Source organism: Marivita sp. S0852 (genome assembly GCF_046591575.1).
Taxonomy (GTDB): Bacteria; Pseudomonadota; Alphaproteobacteria; order Rhodobacterales; family Rhodobacteraceae; genus Marivita.
Genome location: NZ_JBIQWA010000004.1, coordinates 350,969 through 373,213, shown reverse-complemented (window position 1 = coordinate 373,213; position 22,245 = coordinate 350,969). Strand labels below are relative to the sequence as shown.

General features: G+C 56.6%; 25 protein-coding genes. 17 read left to right on the top strand and 8 right to left on the bottom strand.

Annotated elements, in window-relative coordinates:
* The first annotated feature begins 185 nt into the window (after positions 1–185).
* Positions 186–365 carry a hypothetical protein gene (locus tag ACG74X_RS10915; protein WP_411234742.1) on the top strand — a complete coding sequence of 60 codons (180 nt, stop codon included), beginning with the start codon at positions 186–188 and terminating at the stop codon, positions 363–365.
* Positions 366–398: 33 nt separating this feature from the next.
* On the opposite strand, the gene ACG74X_RS10910 is transcribed toward ACG74X_RS10915, so the two are convergent.
* A complete protein-coding gene (locus ACG74X_RS10910; protein WP_411234740.1) occupies positions 399–647 on the bottom strand; it encodes a hypothetical protein in 249 nt (82 codons plus the stop codon).
* Between the two features lie 32 nt (positions 648–679).
* Positions 680–1,510 carry a formate/nitrite transporter family protein gene (locus tag ACG74X_RS10905; RefSeq protein ID WP_411234738.1) on the bottom strand — a complete coding sequence of 277 codons (831 nt, stop codon included), beginning with the start codon at positions 1,508–1,510 and terminating at the stop codon, positions 680–682.
* A gap of 137 nt (positions 1,511–1,647) precedes the next feature.
* Between ACG74X_RS10905 and ACG74X_RS10900 the strand changes: the two genes are divergently transcribed.
* From ACG74X_RS10900 to ACG74X_RS10825, 16 genes are all read left to right on the top strand, one after another.
* On the top strand, positions 1,648–2,499 hold the full coding sequence (locus ACG74X_RS10900; protein ID WP_411235006.1) for a mechanosensitive ion channel family protein: 852 nt from the start codon (positions 1,648–1,650) through the stop codon (positions 2,497–2,499).
* Between the two features lie 149 nt (positions 2,500–2,648).
* On the top strand, positions 2,649–2,912 hold the full coding sequence (locus ACG74X_RS10895) for a Rho termination factor N-terminal domain-containing protein (protein WP_411234737.1): 264 nt from the start codon (positions 2,649–2,651) through the stop codon (positions 2,910–2,912).
* Positions 2,912–3,124 carry a DUF2945 domain-containing protein gene (locus ACG74X_RS10890; RefSeq protein ID WP_411234735.1) on the top strand — a complete coding sequence of 71 codons (213 nt, stop codon included), beginning with the start codon at positions 2,912–2,914 and terminating at the stop codon, positions 3,122–3,124. The genes ACG74X_RS10895 and ACG74X_RS10890 overlap by 1 nt, the downstream gene beginning before the upstream one ends.
* 21 nt (positions 3,125–3,145) lie before the next feature.
* Positions 3,146–3,340 carry a PLDc N-terminal domain-containing protein gene (locus ACG74X_RS10885; protein ID WP_411234734.1) on the top strand — a complete coding sequence of 65 codons (195 nt, stop codon included), beginning with the start codon at positions 3,146–3,148 and terminating at the stop codon, positions 3,338–3,340.
* Between the two features lie 247 nt (positions 3,341–3,587).
* Entirely contained in the window at positions 3,588–4,397 is an 810-nt protein-coding gene (locus ACG74X_RS10880; RefSeq protein ID WP_411234733.1) for a DeoR/GlpR family DNA-binding transcription regulator, read from the top strand.
* Positions 4,398–4,469: 72 nt separating this feature from the next.
* Positions 4,470–5,444, top strand: coding sequence for a phosphate/phosphite/phosphonate ABC transporter substrate-binding protein (phnD, locus tag ACG74X_RS10875; protein ID WP_411234732.1), 975 nt, complete (start codon positions 4,470–4,472; stop codon positions 5,442–5,444).
* Positions 5,445–5,509: 65 nt separating this feature from the next.
* On the top strand, positions 5,510–6,304 hold the full coding sequence (phnC, locus tag ACG74X_RS10870; protein ID WP_411234730.1) for a phosphonate ABC transporter ATP-binding protein: 795 nt from the start codon (positions 5,510–5,512) through the stop codon (positions 6,302–6,304).
* Positions 6,301–7,116, top strand: a complete 816-nt coding sequence (phnE, locus tag ACG74X_RS10865) for a phosphonate ABC transporter, permease protein PhnE (protein WP_411234729.1) — start codon at positions 6,301–6,303, stop codon at positions 7,114–7,116. Before phnC ends, phnE (ACG74X_RS10865) begins: the two co-directional genes overlap by 4 nt.
* The gene (gene phnE, locus ACG74X_RS10860) at positions 7,116–7,931 is read left to right on the top strand and encodes a phosphonate ABC transporter, permease protein PhnE (protein ID WP_411234727.1); all 816 of its coding nucleotides are present in this window, start codon (positions 7,116–7,118) and stop codon (positions 7,929–7,931) included. Before phnE (ACG74X_RS10865) ends, phnE (ACG74X_RS10860) begins: the two co-directional genes overlap by 1 nt.
* A 5-nt stretch (positions 7,932–7,936) precedes the next feature.
* The gene (locus ACG74X_RS10855) at positions 7,937–8,833 is read left to right on the top strand and encodes a TIGR01459 family HAD-type hydrolase (RefSeq protein WP_411234726.1); all 897 of its coding nucleotides are present in this window, start codon (positions 7,937–7,939) and stop codon (positions 8,831–8,833) included.
* Positions 8,834–9,003: 170 nt separating this feature from the next.
* Positions 9,004–10,317, top strand: a complete 1,314-nt coding sequence (ugpB, locus tag ACG74X_RS10850) for a sn-glycerol-3-phosphate ABC transporter substrate-binding protein UgpB (RefSeq protein WP_411234725.1) — start codon at positions 9,004–9,006, stop codon at positions 10,315–10,317.
* Between the two features lie 59 nt (positions 10,318–10,376).
* Positions 10,377–11,258, top strand: a complete 882-nt coding sequence (ugpA, locus tag ACG74X_RS10845; protein WP_411234723.1) for a sn-glycerol-3-phosphate ABC transporter permease UgpA — start codon at positions 10,377–10,379, stop codon at positions 11,256–11,258.
* Positions 11,259–11,323: 65 nt separating this feature from the next.
* On the top strand, positions 11,324–12,160 hold the full coding sequence (ugpE, locus tag ACG74X_RS10840) for a sn-glycerol-3-phosphate ABC transporter permease UgpE (RefSeq protein ID WP_411235004.1): 837 nt from the start codon (positions 11,324–11,326) through the stop codon (positions 12,158–12,160).
* A gap of 3 nt (positions 12,161–12,163) precedes the next feature.
* On the top strand, positions 12,164–13,213 hold the full coding sequence (gene ugpC, locus ACG74X_RS10835) for a sn-glycerol-3-phosphate ABC transporter ATP-binding protein UgpC (RefSeq protein WP_411234722.1): 1,050 nt from the start codon (positions 12,164–12,166) through the stop codon (positions 13,211–13,213).
* Positions 13,214–13,400: 187 nt separating this feature from the next.
* On the top strand, positions 13,401–14,810 hold the full coding sequence (cls, locus tag ACG74X_RS10830; RefSeq protein WP_411234720.1) for a cardiolipin synthase: 1,410 nt from the start codon (positions 13,401–13,403) through the stop codon (positions 14,808–14,810).
* A 111-nt stretch (positions 14,811–14,921) separates the two neighbouring features.
* Positions 14,922–15,965 (top strand): alpha/beta hydrolase, encoded by a 1,044-nt coding sequence (locus ACG74X_RS10825; protein ID WP_411234718.1) that lies wholly within the window; start codon positions 14,922–14,924, stop codon positions 15,963–15,965.
* Positions 15,966–15,991: 26 nt separating this feature from the next.
* Here ACG74X_RS10825 and ACG74X_RS10820 read toward each other — a convergent pair whose 3' ends face one another.
* From ACG74X_RS10820 to ACG74X_RS10795, 6 genes are all read right to left on the bottom strand, one after another.
* Positions 15,992–16,729 carry an FkbM family methyltransferase gene (locus tag ACG74X_RS10820; RefSeq protein WP_411234717.1) on the bottom strand — a complete coding sequence of 246 codons (738 nt, stop codon included), beginning with the start codon at positions 16,727–16,729 and terminating at the stop codon, positions 15,992–15,994.
* A gap of 65 nt (positions 16,730–16,794) precedes the next feature.
* The gene (locus ACG74X_RS10815; protein WP_411234716.1) at positions 16,795–17,844 is read right to left on the bottom strand and encodes a glycosyltransferase family 4 protein; all 1,050 of its coding nucleotides are present in this window, start codon (positions 17,842–17,844) and stop codon (positions 16,795–16,797) included.
* Positions 17,841–19,418 carry an ABC transporter permease gene (locus ACG74X_RS10810; RefSeq protein ID WP_411235002.1) on the bottom strand — a complete coding sequence of 526 codons (1,578 nt, stop codon included), beginning with the start codon at positions 19,416–19,418 and terminating at the stop codon, positions 17,841–17,843. The genes ACG74X_RS10815 and ACG74X_RS10810 overlap by 4 nt, the downstream gene beginning before the upstream one ends.
* Positions 19,418–20,197 carry an ABC transporter ATP-binding protein gene (locus ACG74X_RS10805; RefSeq protein ID WP_411234715.1) on the bottom strand — a complete coding sequence of 260 codons (780 nt, stop codon included), beginning with the start codon at positions 20,195–20,197 and terminating at the stop codon, positions 19,418–19,420. Before ACG74X_RS10805 ends, ACG74X_RS10810 begins: the two co-directional genes overlap by 1 nt.
* A 7-nt stretch (positions 20,198–20,204) precedes the next feature.
* Positions 20,205–21,206: an ABC transporter substrate-binding protein gene (locus ACG74X_RS10800; protein WP_411234714.1), complete on the bottom strand. Its 1,002-nt coding sequence runs from the start codon at positions 21,204–21,206 to the stop codon at positions 20,205–20,207.
* Positions 21,207–21,292: 86 nt separating this feature from the next.
* Positions 21,293–22,243: a lysylphosphatidylglycerol synthase transmembrane domain-containing protein gene (locus tag ACG74X_RS10795; RefSeq protein WP_411234713.1), complete on the bottom strand. Its 951-nt coding sequence runs from the start codon at positions 22,241–22,243 to the stop codon at positions 21,293–21,295.
* Positions 22,244–22,245: the final 2 nt, after the last annotated feature.

The following is a 22,245-nucleotide window of genomic DNA, read 5'->3' as shown; positions in this document are numbered from 1 at the left end:
AACCCCAAACAGAAAACAATGCGGTTTGGTGTCTTTTGCATCAATACGTTGGACCCTTTTTGTGTTTTCGCCATTGTGCGGGCAATATTCCTTGATCAATGCAATCGCGGTCGCATCGGTTCCAGATTTTTTGGAACAAATTTATTCCGCGTTGGTTTGCCTATTGAGCAATTGAAAGGAGTCACATGTCTGCCGAGAAAACCAATGTCGAAAAGCAAGCCAAGCGTCATCGCCCCGCCTTGTGGGGGATCGGTGCTGTTGTTGCGTTCGCAGGTATACTTTTGATCGCGTTTCTCGTGTCTGTCACGGGCACATCTGAAGATGACGTCGAGCAACTCATCTCTACCGAAGAAACAGAGGGTTGAATGTGGATGTGGTGACAGGTGTACCGGTCTAAATTACACAATCTGCCAAAGTTTCGCTTTTCTGAGCACACCGCACCGAGAGACGTCTGACTGATGACAAAGCGCGTAAAAGCATTCGTGGTGCCCATATAACCGGGTCTTACCGCGTTTAAAGCCACAAGACTTTACTGCACAGAGTCGTACAAAGCCACTGCAGTTCAGGCACTGCAGTGGCTCTTTTGAGATAAGGACTGGTGACATCCAATTCCTGACTGAACAGGAACTAACGCTTGACGCTGTCATTTCAGGGGCCTGCCTCAGAGTTTATCTGGGGATTACCCATCGACCTCTGGCTTGATCTGGGCCCAGGCCAGAACTGTGAAGATCACAGTGCCGCCCGCCACATTGCCCAAAAGCACAGGGATGAAAAACCCAAGAACGGCTTGCTGAACCCCGATCAGTCCCTGCACGGCAAGAAACGCCATTTCAACTGATCCGGCGACGATATGGGTGAAATCGCCAAGGGCAATCAGCCAGGTGAATATGACAATGATAGACACTTGGTTATGTTCACTGCTCGGCAACATCCAAACCAGTGCCGCAATGAGGATACCGGCAGGAATTCCCCGTAAGAACCCTTCCAGGGGCGGCATGCCAGTTGCGTGATAAGACAGGTCCATAAACGCCTGACGCACGTCATCGGCCAGAACAGGGCTGTAGGCGAAAAAGGTCGCAACAGCAAATGCGCCCACGACATTTGCAATAAGAACAACGCTCCAGAGCCGCGCAGTGCGGCGGAATGCGGATTTGCTCGGATTGATGACAACCGGAACAACCGTTGTAATGGTATTTTCCGTGAACAGCTGCATCCGTCCTAATATCACCAGAAGGAACCCGAACGTGTACCCGGCATTCTCGATGACATAACGCCATTCTGAATCGGGCAAGTGAGACCTCAAAAGCGCTTCGCCCAAGACCGAAAAGGAAATCAAGATACCCGCCGCGATACCCGAGTACCACAGGGCGCGCATGGGGCGCTTTAATTCTTCTTCGCCGCTTCTGCGAATAGCTTCGAAAATCAGCCGCGGGGACAGATGTGCGGCCTCTTCGACGGCTTCGTCTTCCTTGCGTTCTTCCGTCAGGGATCGACCGGATGCTTCGGACATATGTGTCTCCAAGTAATGCCAAACCCCAATGCGCGATGGCGAAAAAGGTTCCGTCGCCTGGAACAAACTGCCAAGTTTCGCGTTTGCCCGGCATGGAAAATATTGACGAACTGGTGGCCAATACACTGCCGCAACCGATGTTAGAGCAGATGCAGGGTTGGTTCTCTGGCCTTTTGGCAGCGACCCCGCGTGTTTTTATTGCAATTGTTATTCTCACACTTACGGCCGGTGTGGTTTGGGGTGTCCGGTCATTGGTGGCCAATCTTGGGCGGCGGGCTTCTTTGCGCCGTAATCTGATTGAAGTGCTCCAATTGTTGAGCAGTACAATTTTATGGCTCGCAGGTGGGCTGATTGCGCTGACGATTGTCTTTCCCACGATCACGCCTGGCCGTGCCCTGACGACATTGGGGCTGGGATCAGTCGCGATCGGTTTTGCATTCAAGGATACTTTTGAAAACTTTCTTGCGGGCATTTTGCTTTTGTTACGCGAACCATTTGCGCTTGGCGATCATATCGAGTGTGAAGGGGCGGAGGGCAAAGTTGAGGCGATCACAATTCGCGACACGCATATCCGAAAAACCGACGGACAGTTGGTGGTCGTTCCCAACGCGCAATTGTTCCATAACTCGGTAACTGTGCGCACCGACAAAGAGCTGCGCCGCGCTGAATTGATCTGCGGTGTCGCCTATAGTGCGGATGTCGATGAAGCACGCGACGTCATTATCAAAGCAGTGCGTGCCGTTGATATGGTACGGGATGATGTGCGCGATGTTCAGGTCTTTGCCAAAGCATTTGGTGCCAGCTCGATTGATTTTCAGGTGACATGGTGGACTGGATCACAGCCGGTCGATATTCGCGCCAGCCGCGATCAGGTTGTCGCAGCCATCAAACGCGCGTTGGATGACGCGAATATCGAAATTCCGTTCCCCTATCGAACACTGACGGTAAATGAACCGGTTCCCGTGCGCGCCGTTTCAGAGAGCGCTTAGATCACATCAAACGGATGCGTTTTAGTAACGGACTGCTGTATTCAACGAGTGCCGAAGATGCTTTCAAAAAAGCCGAAAACGTTCGAATTGGGAGCCAGCTGTGGAACCTTTTGGCGTTCTGCGCGTTCAGGGCTTGAAAGGAGCATCTCATGGTAGAAGATCACGGCCCCAGCATCAAAGACGACGACACCTACGAGGCGTTGCGAGATAAAGGTTACGGCAAAGAGAAAGCGGCAAGTATCGCAAACGCGCAGGCGAATGATCGTCAAAACCCATCCCGGAAAGGTGGTAAGGCGTCACCCTATGAAGACTGGACCAAGGATGATCTTTATGAACGTGCGCAGGAATTGGACATAGACGGCAGATCTGACATGACCAAAGATGAACTGATCAATGCGTTGCGGTCGCAGTGATGGCAATTCAAATTGGCGATACTGTCACCTGGGAGTGGGGCAATGGAACCGCAGAAGGTTCTGTGACCCAGATTTATACGCAAAAGGTCACAAAAACCATCAAAGGCACCGGCGTGACCCGACATGCCAGCGAGAAAGAGCCTGCGTATCTCATTGAACAATCAGACGGCGATGAAGTGCTCAAAAGCTGTACCGAAGTACAAAAAGCCTAAGCGACATAAAAGGAGAGTAAGATGGGAGTTGAAGTAACAGGAATTGGCGGATTGATCCTGCTTGTTCTGAATATATGGGCGCTTGTTTCGATCATTGGGTCGAACGCCAGCACCGGTTCGAAAGTTGGCTGGTCGCTGCTTGTCTTGGTTTTGCCTTTGGTTGGCTTTATCATCTGGCTGATTGCTGGCCCGCGTTCGAAATCCGCATCTGTATAAAAAACGAAGCTTTGCACAGAATGCCCGCTCATCCGAGCGGGCGTTTTCGTTTTTACGCATAAATTAGTTACGCGGAGCAGGCGAAGGAAGTACCGGAAAAAAGCGCATGAACCAAAGCCGTGCGACCCGGCCAGGTTTGCATACTCGTCAATGAAGCCGCAAGAATCCGAGGCTAAAACAACAAAATTTGTTGCAAAACTTGTGTAAACCTCACAATCCTAGTGCAACCTGTTTCACAGCCGAGCCGATGACACACCAAAACCTGCACATATCCAAAGACCTTGACGGGGCCAAACGGCTGAAAAAAACGGACCGGCGCAAGCAGATCCTGCTTGAGTTGAAGCTTAGCCCGCATGTCCGCATCACAGAATTGGCCAAGCGGTTCAATGTATCAGCAGAAACCATCCGCCGGGATGTGGATTCGCTGGCGCAGGATGGGTTCATCAATCGGGCGCATGGTGGCGCAACGGCACCGGCACAGGGGCATTATCCCAGCCTGAATGAACGAGCAACGGCGCGCACCGCGCAACGCGAACGCATAGGGGCCGCTGCGGCACAACTCGTCCGCGAGGGCGAGACCGTGATGATCGATTCCGGCGCAACCACGATCCAGATGGCGCGGTCACTGGCATATCTGGAGACCCCATGCACGGTTGTGACCAATTCAATCCCCGTGGCGATGACGTTGGGCCATGGCGTTTGTGATGTCTTGATGTGTCCGGGCCAGTATCTGGCGGCGGAATCGGCTGTGATTGGAACCGAAACCCTCGAATTTCTGGGCCGGTTTCATGTGGACCATGCCGTTATCGGGGCGTCAGGTCTGACCGAAGAAGGGCCAAGTGAAACCGTACAGGGGTTTGCTGCGGTAAAGCGTATGATGTTGCGCCGAGCGACCAACCGACATCTGCTGATCGACTCCGACAAGTTTGGCCGAAAAGGGCTTGCTAGTGTAAGCGAGCTGGATGACCTTACGACAATTGTTGTTGACCAAAAACCAAACGGCCGTCTTTTGACCGCGCTCGATGCGTCGGAAGTCGCATTGAAAATTGCGGATTGAACATCGGCCGCACAAGCGAAGCAAAATTTGCATAAACGGCGAAAACGCCGGTTCACCTGGGAGGAAAGACATATGAAACTAGATACAAAACTTGTGCTAAGTGCATCGGTCGCGGCATTTGTCGCCCTTGGCGGCGCTGCGTCTGCGCAAGACTGTCCGCGTGGCACACTGGATGAGCGCTACTGTGATGTGGACGGCGATCTGGTTGCGGATATTCCGACCGATGCTGCTGATCTTGTAGATCCCGACACATTGGTTTTCGCCTACACACCTGTCGAAGACCCCGCCGTTTACGCCGAGGCCTGGGCGGATTTTATTGATCACTTGTCCGAAGTGACAGGTAAAGACGTTGTCTTTTTCCCGGTCCAGAGCAATGCCGCGCAAATTGAAGCGATGCGGTCGGGTCGCCTGCACGTGGCTGGTTTCAACACAGGATCAAACCCATTGGCGGTGAACTGTGCGGGGTTCCGCCCCTTTGCCCTGATGGCGGCAACCGATGGCAGTTTCGGCTACGAGATGGAGATCATCACCTATCCCGGCAGTGGCATTGAGACAGTCGAGGATATCAAGGGCGGTCAGATGGCCTTTACCGCGCCGACATCCAATTCCGGTTTCAAGGCGCCGTCCGCGATCCTCAAGGCGGAATATGGCATGGAAGCAGAGCGGGATTTCGAGCCGGTATTTTCAGGCAAACATGATAATTCGATTCTGGGTGTGGCGAACCAGGATTACCCGGCGGCGGCAATCGCCAATTCGGTGCTTCACCGGATGACCGAACGCGACGTGGTGTCCGAAGATCAGATTGTGTCCATTTACACCTCTCAGACCTTTCCGACGACGGGCTACGGCACCGCGCATAACCTGACACCCGAGTTGCAGGAGCAGATCCGCGATGCCTTCATAAACTTTGAATGGGAAGGCACGTCGCTTGAGGAGGAATTTTCCAAGTCTAACGAAGGTCAATTCCTTCCCATGAATTACAAGGAATTCTGGGCTGTGATTCGTCAGATCGACGAAGCAAACGGCGTCAGCTACAGCTGCGAATAGTCGCGTGAAACCTTGACTGACGGGCCCAAACACGGGCCTGTCACCAACCCGTCTGGGGGCCTTTTATGCTGCGCCTAAACAAGCTTGTGAAAACCTATAAAACGGGCGACCAAGCGCTGAAATCTATCATATTGGATGTACCCAAAGGCCAGGTTCTGGCGTTGATCGGCCCGTCCGGTGCAGGGAAATCAACCTTGATCCGCTGTATCAATCGGCTTGTGGAACCGACCAGCGGGGAAATCCTGTTGGACGATGTGGACTTGACCAAACTGGGGTCTGGTGCGTTGCGCAAGGCGCGGCGCAAGATGGGGATGATTTTTCAGGAATACGCGCTGGTCGAACGGCTGACCGTCATGGAGAATGTCTTGTCCGGGCGGTTGGGCTATGTCGGCTTCTGGCGCAGTTTCCTGCGTAAATATCCGCAATCGGACATCGACGAGGCGTTCCGGCTGCTGGACCGGGTTGGCCTGTTGCATATGGCAGACAAGCGGGCAGATGAACTGTCCGGGGGCCAACGTCAGCGCGTCGGCATTTGCCGGGCGTTGATCCAGAACCCCAAGCTGCTGCTGGTGGACGAACCCACTGCATCGCTTGATCCCAAGACAAGCCGCCAGATCATGCGTCTGATCACCGAGCTGTGTCAGGAGCGTGGGCTTGCGGCAATCATCAACATTCATGACGTGGCGTTGGCACAGATGTTCGTGCCCCGCGTCGTCGGCCTGCGCTTTGGCGAGATTGTCTATGACGGCCTGCCCACCGGTCTGACTCCAGACAAGCTGACCGAGATTTACGGTGAGGAAGACTGGGAAGCGACCATCGAAAAGGTTGATGACGAAGACGAAATCGAGGCTGCGGAATGAGCCATCGTGAACTTGATGACATGCTGGGTACAAAATGGCGCAAACCCAGCTTTGTACCGAACCCGACGCTGCGCTGGTCGCTGATCATCGGGTTTATCGCCTACCTTATCGCCGCCTTCATGACGATCGAGGTGAATTGGTCGCGTGTTTATGAAGGGCTGGACCGAGGGGCGCAATTCGTGCTGGCGTTCACCTCACCCGATTTTACGTCGCGCGCCGGCGACATCTGGAGCGGGCTGCTGGAAAGCATCGTGATGACGGTTGCCGCATCCGTTGTGGGTATTCTGATCTCAATTCCCATTGGCCTTGGGGCCGCGCGCAATATTGCGCCTTTGCCGGTCTATATGATCTGTCGCGGAATCGTCGCTGTCAGCCGCGCCCTGCAAGAGATCATTGTGGCAATTCTGCTTGTGGCAATCTTTGGGTTTGGGCCTTTGGCGGGTTTTCTGACCCTGTCTTTTGCGACAATCGGCTTTCTGTCCAAGCTGTTGGCCGAAGACATTGAGTCGATGGACAAGGTTCAGGCCGAAGCCATCAAGGCCTCCGGAGCCAAGTGGATGCAATGGATCAATTACGGCGTCCAGCCTCAGGTGATGCCACGTCTCGTTGGATTGTCGATGTACCGGATCGACATCAATTTCCGCGAAAGCGCGATCCTTGGGCTGGTCGGTGCGGGCGGTATCGGAGCCACGCTCAACACCGCATTTGATCGTTACGAATATGATACGGCAGCCGCCATTTTGTTGCTGATCATCGGCATTGTCATGGCGCTTGAATATTTGTCAGGCGTCATCCGGGCGAGGGTTCAGTAATGCCGATTATCGAAAGAGACGACGGCGTTGATTGGCGCAGACGCACACCGCGTGAAACCCTTGTGCGCTGGTTTGGCTGGTTGCTTGGAATGGCAGTGTTTCTTGTGTGCTGGCAGCGCATCTCTGACGCAACCACCTGGTTTTTTGTCTGGGACGCGCCGCGCATCGCCGACGACATCTGGCAACGTGCAACGCCGCCGCGCTGGGAATACATCACACAGCTGGGGCGCCCGATCTGGGACACGTTGAACATCGCGACGCTCGGAACGATTATTTCGCTGTTTCTGGCTGTGCCGGTCGCATTTCTGGCGGCGCGCAACACAACGCCCTCGGCGGTGTTTGTCCGGCCTATCGCGCTGCTCATCATCGTATCGACCCGTTCGATCAACTCTTTGATCTGGGCGCTGCTGTTGATTGCGATCATCGGTCCGGGCGTGTTTGCAGGGGTGATTGCCATTGCAATCCGGTCCATCGGCTTCTGTGCGAAACTGCTGTATGAGGCGATCGAGGAAATAGACCAAAGCCAGGTCGAGGCGATCACCGCAACAGGGGCGTCCCGCTGGCAGGTCATGGCCTATGGGATCGTGCCGCAGATCATGCCCGCCTTTGCCGGCATCGCGGTGTTTCGCTGGGACATCAATATTCGCGAATCCACGGTGCTTGGCCTTGTCGGGGCGGGGGGCATCGGTCTGCAATTGTCGGCGTCGCTCAACGTGTTGGCATGGCCACAGGTCAGCCTGATTCTGCTGGTGATTCTTGCGGCTGTCGTGCTTAGCGAGTGGGTGTCGGCCAAGGTACGGGGCGCGATCATTTGAATTCCATGACTGTTGATCAGGCCTTCGCCGAATACGAGGCCGTCCGGCATGTATTGCCTGCTGTTCAGCCAGTGTCGCCCGAGACCGTCTATCTGGACAATCTCTCGCAGCTTAGCGCGGATTACGATGTGTTTTTGCTGGACGCATTTGGTGTTCTGAATATCGGAGAGACGGCAATCCCCGGTGTGAAAAACCGCGTCGAGACGCTGATCGCTGCAGGCAAGCGGGTGCTGATCGTGTCCAACGCGGCAAGCGTGCCTTTGGCCTCCCTCGTCAAAAAGTATCAAGGATTGGGCTATCCATTCGGGGCTGATGATATCATCACCAGCCGTCAATCGCTTGCAACCGCCCTGCGCGATCAGGACCAGCGCCTTTGGGGTGTGATGGGAGGCGACGTAGACGGGCTGCACGATCTGGGATCGGTCCGCACGGTTTGCTTGCTGGACGATCCGGCCGCATACGCCGCAGCAGAGGGCTTTCTTTTGATCGGCAGCGGAACGTGGACAGAGGCGCGGCAAGCGCGTCTGGAATCGGCCCTGGCGGCGCAAGCGCGACCGGTTCTTGTGGGCAATCCAGATATTGTCGCGCCGCGCGAAACCGGGTTCACGGTCGAGCCAGGGTATTTTGCGCATCGTTTGTCGAAATTGCCCAAGGTCACCCCGGAATTTTACGGCAAACCCTATGCCAATATCTATGATCTTGCCTTCGCGCGTTTGGGCGCGGTTGATAAATCTAGGACCGTCATGGTGGGCGATAGCTTGCATACCGATATCCTGGGCGCGCATGCGGCCGGGGTGTCATCTGCCCTGATTGCCGGATATGGATTTTTTGCTGACAGTGACGTACCGCAAGCTATTGAGGTTTCGGGCATTTCGCCAGATTATGTCCTGACACGTCCCTGACATATCTGCGACGTAAGAGGTGTTACAGACGCATGTTTCAATCGGTTTATGGATTGCTAAAGTCGGCATATCCAGACCATCAATATCGCGGGTGTTCGTCACGACCGCATATAAAGGGCAGGTCATGCCCGTCATCAACAGCGCCCAAAACAGGGCGCATGGGAGAGAAAATGAAAAAGACATTGATTGCAGGGATCGCCCTGTCCAGCACCGTGCTCACACCGATTGCGGCGTCGGCTGCGACCGAAGTTCAGTTCTGGCATGCCTTCACCGGTCGCCTGGGCGAATTGGTGGCCGCTCAGGTTGAGCAGTTCAACGAAAGCCAAAGCGACTACGTTGTCGTGCAAAGCCACAAGGGCAACTATTCCGAAACCCTGAACGCCGGTATCGCGGCCTTCCGTGCTGGCGAACAGCCGCATATCCTCATGGTGTTCGAGGTGGGCACAGCCACGATGATGGCCGCCGAAGGCGCGACCAAGCCGGTGTTCGAAGTCATGGCCGAAAGCGGCGCGACCTTTGATCCTGATGCCTATATCGGTTCGGTCAAAGGCTATTATACCACCACCGATGGCGACATGCTGTCCTTGCCGTTCAATTCGTCCACACCTGTTTTGTGGGTGAACCGCGATGCGTTTGAAGCGGCGGGCGTGGACCCCGATACCGATCTGTCGACATGGCAAAACGTGGACGCGGTTCTTGAACAGTTGAAAGCCGGTGGCGAAGATTGTCCGCTGGTCACGGCGTGGCAAAGCTGGATTCACCTTGAGAATTTTTCGGCTTATCATGATGTGCCGTTTGCAACCCAGGACAACGGCTTTGCCGGTTTGGACACTGAATTGGCTCTGAACGGCGAAGCGCAGGTTGCGCATCTGACCGCGATGGGCGAATGGGCGCAGGACGGTGAATTCATCTACACAGGCCGCCGCAACGAAGGGGGTGCCAATTTCCGCTCTGGTGAATGCGCGCTCTTCACCGAAAGCTCTGCGGGCTATGCGGGTATCACGGCAGAGGCCGAGTTCGACTTTGATGTGCGTCCGTTGCCCTATTGGGAAGGTGTCGGCAATGCGCCGCAAAACACCATCATCGGTGGCGCATCGCTTTGGGTGCTCGAAGGTCACGAGGCCGAAGAGTATAAAGGCGTCGGCGAATTCCTGGCCTTCTTGTCCTCCACGGATGTGCAGGCGCAGTGGCACCAGGACACCGGCTATCTGCCGATCACCACCGCAGCGGGCGAGGCCACCCGCGAGGCGGGGTTTTATGAAGAAAACCCCGGCACCGATATTGCCGTGATCCAGATGACCGCGAAAGAGCCGACCGCCAATTCCAAAGGTCTGCGCCTTGGATCGTTTGATCAGATCCGCGGCATCATCGACGAAGAGCTGGAAGCGATCTGGGCTGGCGACAAGACCGCTCAGGAAGCCATGGACAGCGCGAAAGAGCGTGGCGATGCGTTGTTGCGCCGCTTTGAAAGCGCCAACCGCTAAGGCTCAGAACCACAGCGGCGGGCCGTATTGGCCCGCCTGTCACCGAGGGGACGTTTGACATGGAAAAAAAGGTCACATTCCGTGGCTGGCTTTTGCCGCTTTTGTTGATTGCCCCTCAGGTGATCATCTCAGCCATCTTCTTTTTCTACCCTGCCGGTCAAGCGATCTGGCAATCCCTGTTTATTCCCGACCCGTTTGGTCTGTCATCGCAATTCGTCGGATTGGGGAATTTTGAATTCCTGCTGAACGACCGGTTCTACCGCGCGTCCTTCGTGACAACGGCGGTTTTTTCGATCCTTGTTACGCTCTGTTCGATGATCCCCGCGCTGTTTCTTGCTGTAATCGCGGATCGTCTGATCAAAGGGTCCGGTGTTTACCGAACAATGCTCATCTGGCCCTATGCGGTTGCCCCTGCGGTTGCAGGTGTGCTTTGGCTTTTCATGTTCAACACGCGCGTGGGCGTGATTTCGTGGTATCTTGGCCAGCTGGGCTATGACTGGAACCATGTGCTGAACGGGGGCGAAGCAATGGGGCTGGTCGTTGTGGCGTCGGCCTGGGGGCGGATCAGCTACAATTTCCTGTTCTTCTTTGCGGCCCTGCAGGCGGTTCCGAAATCGGTGATCGAGGCCGCAGCCATAGACGGCGCGCGCTTTTGGCGGCGGTTCTTTACCATCGTGTTGCCACTGCTGTCGCCCACCACCTTCTTTTTGCTCGTCGTGAATATCGTCTACGCATTTTTTGAAACCTTCGGCGTGATCCACACGATCACCGCCGGTGGCCCGCAACAAAGCACAACCATCCTTGTCTACAAGGTTTTCTCGGACGGGTTTGTGGGCCAAGATCTTGGGTCATCGTCTGCGCAATCGGTGATCCTGTTGATCGTGGTCGGTTTGCTGACCGTGGTCCAGTTTAAGTATCTTGAAAAGCGGGTTCACTACTGATGACCAACGCAGACCCTCTTGCAGTGGCGGTCCCGCCGAAAAAGCCGAAACCCCAACCCGACGGCATGGTCGAGAAACGCGGCTCCGGCCTGTGGCTGACGCATGTGTTCATGATCCTTGGTGTGCTGGTGATCTTCTTTCCGATCTGGCTGGCCTTTGTCGCGTCCACCGTGACACAACAAGACATAATCCAGCCGCCGATGCCGATCTGGCCCGGTGATCAGTTCTTGATCAACTACAAGAACGCTTTGTTTTCGGGTGTGAATGTCCCTGTCGCCACGATGCTGTTCAATTCGCTTGTCATGGCGATCGGGATCGCCGTGGGCAAGATCATTATCTCGCTCTTGTCGGCCTTTGCCATCGTCTATTTCAAGTTCCCGTTTCGCACCGCGTTCTTCTGGATGATCTTTCTGACCTTGATGTTGCCCGTCGAGGTGCGGATCGTGCCCACCTTTGAGGTGGTGGCAGGCTTTGGCATGCTCAACAGTTACTCTGGCCTGATCCTGCCGTTGATCGCCTCTGCCACCGCGACATTCCTGTTCCGCCAGTTCTTTCTGACCATTCCGGATGAATTGGCCGAAGCCGCGCGAGTGGATGGTGCCAAACCGATGCGGTTTTTCTGCGACATCGTGGTTCCGATGAGCCGCACCAACATCGCGGCCCTTTTTGTGATCCTGTTCATTTATGGCTGGAACCAGTACCTTTGGCCGCTCCTCATCACCACCGATCCCGAGATGAACACCATCGTTATGGGGATTAAGCAAATGTTCCCATCTGGCGATGATTTCGCGCATTGGCCGACAATTCTTGCCACGTCCATTCTGGCGATGATCCCGCCGGTGATCGTGGTGATTTCGATGCAACGGCTGTTCATTCGCGGCCTCGTAGACAGCGAGAAATAGACTATGGCGACGGTTGACCTTCAGGGCGTCAAGAAAAGCTTTGGCCAGACGGATGTGATCCACGGTATTGATGCCCGGATCGCGGATGGCGAATTCATCGTGATTGTCGGTCCCTCCGGCTGTGGGAAATCCACGCTGTTGCGGATGGTGGCCGGGCTTGAATCGGTCACGGCGGGAGATGTGTTGATTGGCGGCAATCGCGCCAATGACAAAGAACCGATGGATCGCGACATCGCGATGGTGTTCCAGAATTACGCGCTTTATCCGCATATGAGCGTTCTGCAGAACATGGGCTACGGGCTCAAGATCGCGGGGCTGCCCAAGGCCGAAATCAATCGCAAGGTCGAGGATGCGGCAAAGCTGTTGCAGCTTGATGCGCTGCTGGACCGCAAGCCGCGCGAACTGTCTGGCGGCCAGCGACAGCGTGTGGCGATGGGGCGGGCGATTGTGCGTGAACCGGCGGTTTTTCTGTTCGATGAACCGCTGTCGAACCTTGATGCCAAACTGCGCGTGCAGATGCGTCTTGAGATCAAGCAATTGCAATCCAAGCTGGGCATCACATCGCTATACGTCACCCACGATCAGGTCGAAGCGATGACCATGGCCGACCGAATGATCGTGATGAATGCGGGCATCGCCGAACAGATCGGAACCCCGCTGGACGTATATGAAACACCGCAAACCCTCTTCGCGGCGCAGTTTATCGGCAGCCCGGCAATGAACATACTGGATGCCGAACTTCGGGAGGGACAAGTGTATCTTGACGATGTGCCTGTTACACGGGCGTCGGGCCGGAATGGGCCGGTCAAGCTGGGCATTCGGCCAGAGCATCTTGACCCGGATGACAGTGGACCCATCAAGGTCTCGGTATATTTGAGCGAACCTCTGGGGGCCAACACGCTTCTGCACGGAAACATTGCCGGAAATCCCGATCAGTTCACAGTGAGCCTGCCCGGCGTGCATCCGCTTGAGCAGGCGGGAGGCACGATGCAATTCAAAATTCAGGAAGGTCAGGCGCATGTCTTTGATCCTACGACGGGTCGCCGTCTTTAGCGCCTGATCGCCCATCACGCTGATATTTGGCGGCCTGCAGTGTATCCTGCATAGCAATTTGCAGCGCACGGCCGGGTTCGGTCTGGTAATGCGTGTTTTGTGAATAGATAAGTTAGTGCCGTCTTCTACGATGGCACCATCTATCCGGCAGGCACGACCAGCGCCTGCATATGTCTTGGAGACCCGCATGGATTTGCCCTTGTCGATTTTCGTCGTGGTGGCCCTGCAGGGCGCAGCTGTGATCTGTGCGTGGCGGGCCATAAAAGGCGCGCGCACGCCCCAAGGCGCGGTGGGCTGGGTCGTATTCCTTTTGGCAGCCCCCTATATCGGAGTGATTTCGTATCTGTTTCTGGGCCATCACCGGTTTCGCGGCTATCTGGTGGCAAGACGGTCCAGTGCGCGGACAATCGAGGGTGTGAAAAAGCTGGCCATCGCGCATGCCCCTGACGCGCCGTTGTCCCGCAACGCCAAACCATTTGAACGCATCGCGGCCTTACCGGTTGTTGGCGGCAATGACATGATACCCTTGTTGGATGGGGCGGATACGTTTGATGCCATTTTCGCAGCCATTGATGCGGCCGAGTCATATGTGCTGGTACAGTTTTTCATTGTTCACGATGACCAGATCGGCCGCGTCTTTCAGGACCGTTTGATCGCAGCGGCCCGGCGGGGGGTAACGGTGCGCTTCATGACGGATGCGGTTGGCAGCAAGGGGTTGGGAAAAGCCTATATCGACGCTTTACGCGAGGCTGGCGTCCAGGTGGCTGACCCAAGGTCCAGGAAACAAGCCAAGCATCGTTTCGCCATCAACTTTCGAAACCATCGCAAAACCGTGATCGTGGATGGCACGGTGGGTTTCACCGGCGGTTTGAATGTGGGCGATGAATATATGGGCCGCGATCCAACCTTTGGCGCGTGGCGTGACACACATCTCAAATTGCAGGGATGTATCGTCAGTCAATTGCAGTTGGTTTACCTGGAGGACTGGCACTACGCGACCAGTGAAGAAATTGCGGGGTCTCTCAATTGGACAACGATGCGTGCTGACGCCAACATCGCGGGTCTTATTGTACCGACAGGGCCGGGAGATGAGATGGAAACCGGCGCATTGTTCTTTTTTTCCGCCATCGCCGCGGCGCGGGACCGGGTGTGGATTGCATCGCCCTATTGCGTTCCCGATACGGATGTCCTGAGTGCACTGAAACATGCTGCACTTGCCGGCAAAGATGTCAGGCTGCTGGTGCCCGAAGTGATCGACCATTACATTCCCTGGCTTGCCGCGTTTGCCTATTTTGACGAATTGCGCGCCGCTGGCGTACAGATCTGGCGCTATGATGCGGGGTTCATGCACCAGAAAGTTGTTCTTATTGATAATGATCTGGCTGCGATCGGGACGTCGAACCTCGACAACCGGTCATTCCGCCTCAACTTTGAGGCGATGGCCGTCGGGTTTGACACTGGATTTGCCACACGGGTTGAGAGCTTTTTGGAACAGGATTTCAAACATGCGTTTCTTCTGGACAAACCCTTGGCAGAGCAATCCCTGCGTATCCGCATCGGTTCACCCATCGCGCGCCTGTTTGCGCCACTTTTGTGACCACGGTGGTGCCTCAGATGATCCGCACCCGGTCAGGGCGTGGGTGCCATGCGCGGTTCTATTGTGCGGATCGGTTGGTCTGGGTGTGACGTGCCAAATAGGAGCCACCAGTTGAGATATCGATCCTTGCAAGATCTGTGCCGGATCATGTGCATCACTGCGCTATTGGCCACCGGATCGGGCCTACGCGTCGCGCATGCAGAGCAGGTCCAGCGGGGCGTCCCCTATGTGACACAACGCAACCAAACCGGCAGTGATGATCCCGGCAAATACTACGGCGACACACGCGCGAGCGATCTATCCGCCGGGTTTTGTGCCATCCGGGACAACAGTCTTGATTTTCTGTCGTCGATGGCAAACGCGGTCCCGTTTCCGATTCCGGATGAAATTCTGACGCTCGACTCGCTGCGGGAAACAACGGTGAAGCGTCTGCTGGCAGATCTGGCAACATCCAGCGCCGGGGATGCCCCCACGCTTTACACACATGGGTTTTACGTCGATTTCGACAAAGGCTGTCGTCGGGCAACCGTGTTTCAGGAAAACGCCGGGTTGCAGGGCAGGTTCCTTTGGTTCAGTTGGCCCTCCGATGGTGAGGTCACGAAATACACCCGTGACGAAGCCGATCTGCATTGGAGTGTGCCTGACATCGCAGACACAATCGCGCGGATGCATGACAGCTTTGGGAGTGGCGGTTTCAACCTTGCCGGTCACAGTTTGGGCGGGCGCGGAATGGTGCTGGCGCTGTATGATGTGGCCGCCCGCTATCCAGAGGTGCGCGTCGGGCATGTTGCCTTGCTGGCCCCCGATATGGATTTTGGTCTGTTCTCACGACTTTTGCCCCGAATCCGCGATATATCCGAAAGCATCACGATCTACGTTGCCGATGCGGATGCACCGCTATTGTTGTCGGAACAGGTGCATGGCTATCCGAGGCTGGGACAGGCGGGCAATGACGTGTCGATCCTTGCCGGGGTCGAGGTGATTGATGCAAGCGATTTGCATGTGCGCAGCCCGACTGGACATCTGTATCATATCTACAACCCCGAAGTCGGAGACGACCTTAACCAGCTATTAAATCAAGGGCTGAAAGCCGATGCGCGGCGCAATCTGATCAGGGTGGGCGACAATCATTGGTTCCTGCAGCGGCAAGAATAGCCAAGGGCACCGCCGATAGTGGCGTTTCAACAGTCGCGTCGACAATACACATCGCCTGAATTCACCGCGTCCGGTAATGTGCGCAGGATCTGCGCCATCTGTTTCCCATCTGCCCAGCGGCGCAGGCGCAGGTGATGGTCTTCGCCCAGGCTATAGTTAAAGACATAGCGCCCAAGTTCCGCCAGACGTTCAAGACACAAAAGGGCCAGTTTGCGTTGGATGACTGTGAATTCGAACGACAGCGCGGGAACAGCTGTGGTCAGCCCCTCAAGCGCCTCAAGCTCGTGCCCTTCGACGTCAATCTTGATGAAATCCGGCACGCCATGCTCGGACATCAGTTCATCAAGCGTCGTGACAGGCACACAGATCTTTGTCTCCCAAAGCTCTCTTTGCCAGGACGCGGCGAAACGAGCTGCGGCAATCAGATCTTGGGACGCGGTCGACACGGTCGGGTTTTGCGAATTGATGTAAAGATCAATTCTGCCAATCTGCGCCCCGACCGCCTGACATCGCAAGGCCACGTTGGGATCGCGCCCATGGATCAGGCGCAACGCGCGAAAGACTTTTGGCTGCGGTTCAACCGTCACCACCGCCGCCCCCAACCGCCTGAAACTGGCCGTCCGATCCCCGACATGTGCGCCGATGTCAAAGGCCAAACCGCCCTTGGGAACAAACTGGGCATTCAGCGCATCCATCCGGTCAGCCCGCGCCGTATCGCGGTAATAGACATCGAAGGATCGCCCAAGGGCAGAGCGGCGTGTCATCTCAGACCCAGCCTGACGCGAAAGTTACGATGGGGCAGGGTGGTCGGTTTTCGCACATTGTTTTCCTACACATGCAGCGTGTTCAGAACACCGCTGGCAATGCGCGCGGTGTCTGTCCAGCTTGGCAAATCTTGCCCATGGCGCAAGGCGGCATTTGTCATGGATGTTCGCCGCACGGTGTCTGAAAGAACAGTCTCCAGAGCGGTTGCAAATCTTGCCGGGTCATCTGGGGGAACAAGAATTCCGGCGTCGTCCGGCACGGTTTGCCCCACAGCCCCGGTGCGGCAGGACACAATTGGAAGACCCCAGGCGAGGGCATCGTTAAACACGATGCCGTACCCTTCGTAACGCGTCGCCAAGGCGAAAACCGTTGCTTGGCGATACAGCTGGTCAAGCGTGTTCTGAGGGATCTGACCGGTGAATGTCACATGGTCAGTCAGGCCAAGATGCCGGACCAACGTTTTAAGGTGGGTGCTGTGGTCTGGATCATAGGCGCTGCCAACCACTGTCGCGGTCCAGCGCAGGTGATCCAGTTCGGCCAGCGCGCGCAGCAAGACATCATGGCCTTTGCGCGCATGCTGTATCCCGACAGACAGGATCATCGGCGGGTCGATTGGTTGCCTCGTGGCATCTGGTCGGACCGTTCCGGGCGGCGCGATGGTAATCCGATTGCGCGGTACGTCGTATTCGGACGCCAGAATATCCGCTGTGTGGGGGCTGGGCACAAGCACGTGCTGCGCCAGTCCCAGATTGTCACGCTCCGTTCTGAACAGGTGGTCGCGCTGCATCTGGTCAAGGCCGGTTTCCAACGCCAACGGGTGGTGGATCATCGCCACAATCGGGGCGCGCACCTGTGCCAAGCCGTGTGTCGCAATCGACCCATAGACAAGGCCATCCAGGATCAACGGTCTGTCTGGCGTCAGGTCTGTCAATGCGCGCACCGCGTGGTCCATGTCGGCCTGAGACGGGTTTGGAAAGGAGGCACCAAGCTGAATGTGCTGAACGTCATGTCCCAGCGTTCGAAGGGTCTCAAGCAGCAGGCGTTCGTAAATATACCCGCCCGTCACCGTGTTAAGATCGCCCGGAATTGCAAAGGCTGTCCTGCGCAGTGTCATGTCAGCTGCTCTGGCGCATAGAGGGTCAGCATACGCTTTTCGACCCATTCAACAGCCGCATAGCCCCCCGCCGACAACGCTGCGACAATGACAACCGAACTCCACAAGATGTCGTAATCTGACAAAGATGCGGATAGCGCCATAAGACTGCCGATGCCATTGCCAGTGGCCAGCCATTCCACAACTGTCACCGCCAGGACCGAGGCGGGCACATTCATACGCGCGGCAGCAAAGAACGCAGGCAACATCGCGGGAATGCGCACGCGCAACAGCTTGTCCAAAGGCCCGGCATCGTAACTGTCAAAGACATCCAGAATACGGCCAGGTGCCTGACGCAATCCATGCAGACAGGCGACAAAGGTGGGAAAAAACACCATGATTGCCACCAGAACGATTGTTCCAACCGCACCACGCCCAAGAAGCAGCACGATCAAGGGTGCTGTCGTGATGATCGGAACCGACCGAAGCGCAATGGCAAGCGGCATGGCTGTTCCCGCAAAGGCCGGAAACAGGACAATCGTCATCGCCAGAACCGCGCCGCTGATCAGGCCGGCAAAATAGCCGGGCACAAGGAACCACGCTGTTTGCGCCAACGCCTTGGCAAGCGCCGCGCGGGTTTCGCCGGCATCGGGGGCCACAAACAAGGCGTCCCAAAGATCTAGCGGCCCTTTGGCAAAAAACGGGTTGAGATCCAGCACCTGCAGGGCGGTCGCCCACAGGGCAACCGCCGTCAAGAGGATCAGTCCTCCGTTAAGGACAGCCGACCATCGGCGGTGCGATGCAGACCCGGCCACAGGAGGGGCCAGCAAGATCGGAGGCTCGTCCCGCAAAAAGCGCTGGGCCAGCCAGCCAATGGCCAGATAGCTGATCACGGCGACCGCGGTTGCGACGCTGGCCAGCGCCCACGTCATATCCACATTCATGCCTCGCATCGCGCGAATGGTCAGCACGCCCATGCCCCGCTCGGCTCCGGTGAACTCTCCGACCATAGCCCCCAGAAATGCCGCCGGGGCCGCGATCTGCAATCCTGCCACCAGATAGGGCAGGGCGGCCATAGAGCGGATATGGATCAAGGCGGTCAGACGTCCGCGCCCATAGCTGTGCACCAGATCCAGCCAGCCCGAAGGCACGGCACGCAACCCAACCAGCAAGGGGATCAACGTGGTATAATACACCGCCAAGGCCGCAAGTGTGATTTGCGGCCAAGGTCCGGGCCCAAAGACAACACGCAGGATTGGTCCTGTTGCCACCAAGGGCAGGCAGAACACCAATAACGCCAATCCACGGATCAGCGTTTCGCTTCTGGGCAGGACGGTGGCGACAACGGCAAGAGCGACAGCCGCTGAATTGCCGATCACAAAGCCAAGCGTTGCATGAGACAAGGTTGCCCCAAGCGCACGGCCCATAAGCCCTGCGTTTTCAATGAGGTAGACAATGATGGCAGAGGGTGCCGCAAGAACAAAAGACGCGCTGACCGCGCGTGCCAGTATTTCCCAGATCACCAGAACAAGCAGCGGCCCCAGGATTGGCCCAACCTGGTGCCGTGCAGCTGGTTTTACCGCGCGAGCGAACATCACTGGGCGGCTTTCGGCAACGTGCCGCTGACCCCTTTGGCAAGAGCCTCATATACCTCGTCCATGATTTTGGTAAATTCAGCCTTGTACAAAAGGTCGGGCGTTCGCGGCCGGGCGAAGGGGATATCGATATCCGCGACCACCTGCGCCGGTCTTGCCGACAGCACGATCACCCGATCCGACAGTGCCACGGCTTCGCTGACCGAATGGGTGACCAATAGCGTTGTCGTGCCGCTGGCCTCCCAGATGCCGGGCAGATCATTTGCCAATTGTTTGCGCGTCAATTCATCAACTGCACCGAACGGTTCATCCAAAAGCAAGAGCTTGGGACGTGTTGACAGCGCTCTAGCAATGGCCGCGCGCTGGCGCATGCCACCCGAAAGCTCGGCCGGACGCGTGTCGGCAAAACCGTCAAGCCCAACAAGGTGGATCAATTGCTCGATCTGATTGGGGGTCTTTGGCATCCGGGCCAGATCAAGCGCCAGTTCAATATTCTTGCGCACACTGCGCCAGGGCAAAAGCGACGGATCTTGAAATGCCACAGACAGTCCCGCAGAGCGGCGGATCACTTCGGGTGGCTGGTCGGCGATGGTGATCTGGCCCGCGCTGGGCGTCTCCAGCCCTGCGATCATCCGAAGCAATGTGGATTTTCCGCATCCCGACGGACCGACCAGCGCGGTTGTCTGTCCCGCAGCGAATGACACTGTCATCGGCGATACGGCTTCTATGGAGCCGCGAAAGGTTTTGGCAACCTCGGTACAGATAACCGGAACCGACATGGCGTCTTTATGCGCCGTGAATTTCTTCAAGGATTGACCTGTCCCACAGATCGGCGGTCACGTTGCGTCCAAGAAGCTTGAGCGTTTCAATATTGGCAGCCACGGTTTCATCCGTCCACCAGCCAAAGCCGTTGGCATCTGTCAGCTCCGAGAACATCAAGGGCACCTGCCGCTCTGCCTGAAGACGCTGCACATCGCGGTCAAGACCCGCATCCGGGAACATCTTTAGAGTCAGCTCGGTGGCCGCATCGGTGTCATCGCGATACCGGGTCCAGCCCCGCACCTCTCCGGACATCAGTGCAACGATGTCGTCGCGGCGATTGGCCAGACTGTCTTCGGTGGTAATGTAGGTTTGCGAATGCACCGAATAGCCGTAATCTGCCATAAGCATCGTCACATTCGGCACATTCTGAACCGTCATGGCGACCGGCAAATCTGTTTCCCAACTCAGCAGGCAATCCACCTCGCCCGCGACCAACGGCTGGGGCGAATATTGCGTTGGAACGATCTCGATCGCGTCGAAATTCACATCGTTCAACGTGCACAGCGCTTTCAAAACCGGCATGTTGGCCAGCGCCATGCCGATCTTCCGACCCTCAAGATCGGAGGGAGTGTTGACCGGGTTGCTGGCCAGGGAGGTGATCGCAAACGGGTTTTTCTGCATGGCCACCCCAAGGATCTTGAAAGGTGCGCCCTGTTCCACCGCCGCTGCGGTGTAATCTGCAGCCGATATCCCGATCAGCGCAGACCCCGACACAACCGGAGGTTCCACAGGGGCATTGGGGCCGCCTTGCAAAAGCGACACGTCAAGACCCGCTTCTGACCACCAGCCCTGATCAAGGGCGATGTAACTGCCCGCGAATTGGGTTGAGTGCAGCCACGACAATTGCAGGCTGACCGGTGTTTGCGCCAGTGCACGATGGGGTAGGCTGCCCAGCGTCGCGGTGCCAAACGCGGCCGCGCCCGCTGCAAGAAGGTGCCGCCGGGTTGGTTTGTAAAACGGGGTCATCGCGTCGTTCCTTCGATTAATACGGTTTCAATCCCTTGGCGTTGGGTAAAACGGGTATGATCTGTCATAGTCTTACGTGATTTAGGTCACTGTTGTTCCGGAACAGGTGCAATTGGTCGCAACCACGTCAACAAAAGGCCAGGCAGCACGGTCAGTAAAAACGCCAGACCAAATGCGACACTGGTGGCAAGCCCCTCGCTTGCGGCGGCACCCATCACCGGAAATAGCAGGGCCGCCGCCCCTTCGCGGAACCCCCATCCGCCGATGGACAGCGGGATGACCATGGCAAACAGGATCAGCGGCACAAGCGTGGCCACCACAAGTACCGGCAATCCAAGACCCAGCGCCGCCGCGCAAAAGGCGAATGCGCCGATGTTGCAAAATGCGGTGCTCAGGCTCAGGAAAATCTGTGGCCCCAACACTTTGGGCGCTGCAGTTGCGTGCATGAATGAGGCCGCAAATCCCCCCAACGTGCCGTCGCGTACTGGTGTCCGCCACGCGGTCATGACAAGCGCGATCAGACCGATGATAAGAACGGTAAAGAGGATGCCGAGCGGGGCCATGACCCAGACAGGCCAAGTGAAACCGACCGGGACGATCACGCTTAGGCCCAGACCGAACAGCAGGATCATCAACAGCCCGATCTGTCCGGCCAGGCGTTCAAACACCACGGCTTGCCCGGAAATCATTAGCCCAACATCCTTGCGCGCCCGAACGGCACGGCCAGCGTCACCAAGGATGCCACCGGGAAGGGATTGGTTCACAACCTGTGCCAGATAGTATTCGCGGATCGCCTCGAAAAACGGGATGGTCAGCCCCAGTTGGTCTGCGGTGATCCGCCAGCGCTGTGCCGACAAAACCGTTTGCAAGGTCAGCAGCGCCACCGCCCCCATCAACCACACAGGATCGGCGGTGTGCAAAAGCGACACCGCCGCCCACCCGTCTGCGGTATACCACACAAGCACGATGAGGCCTGCAAAAACGGTCAGTTGCAAAACCCGCGATACAGTCGGGGAAAGGTGACGGAACAGCCGCATGC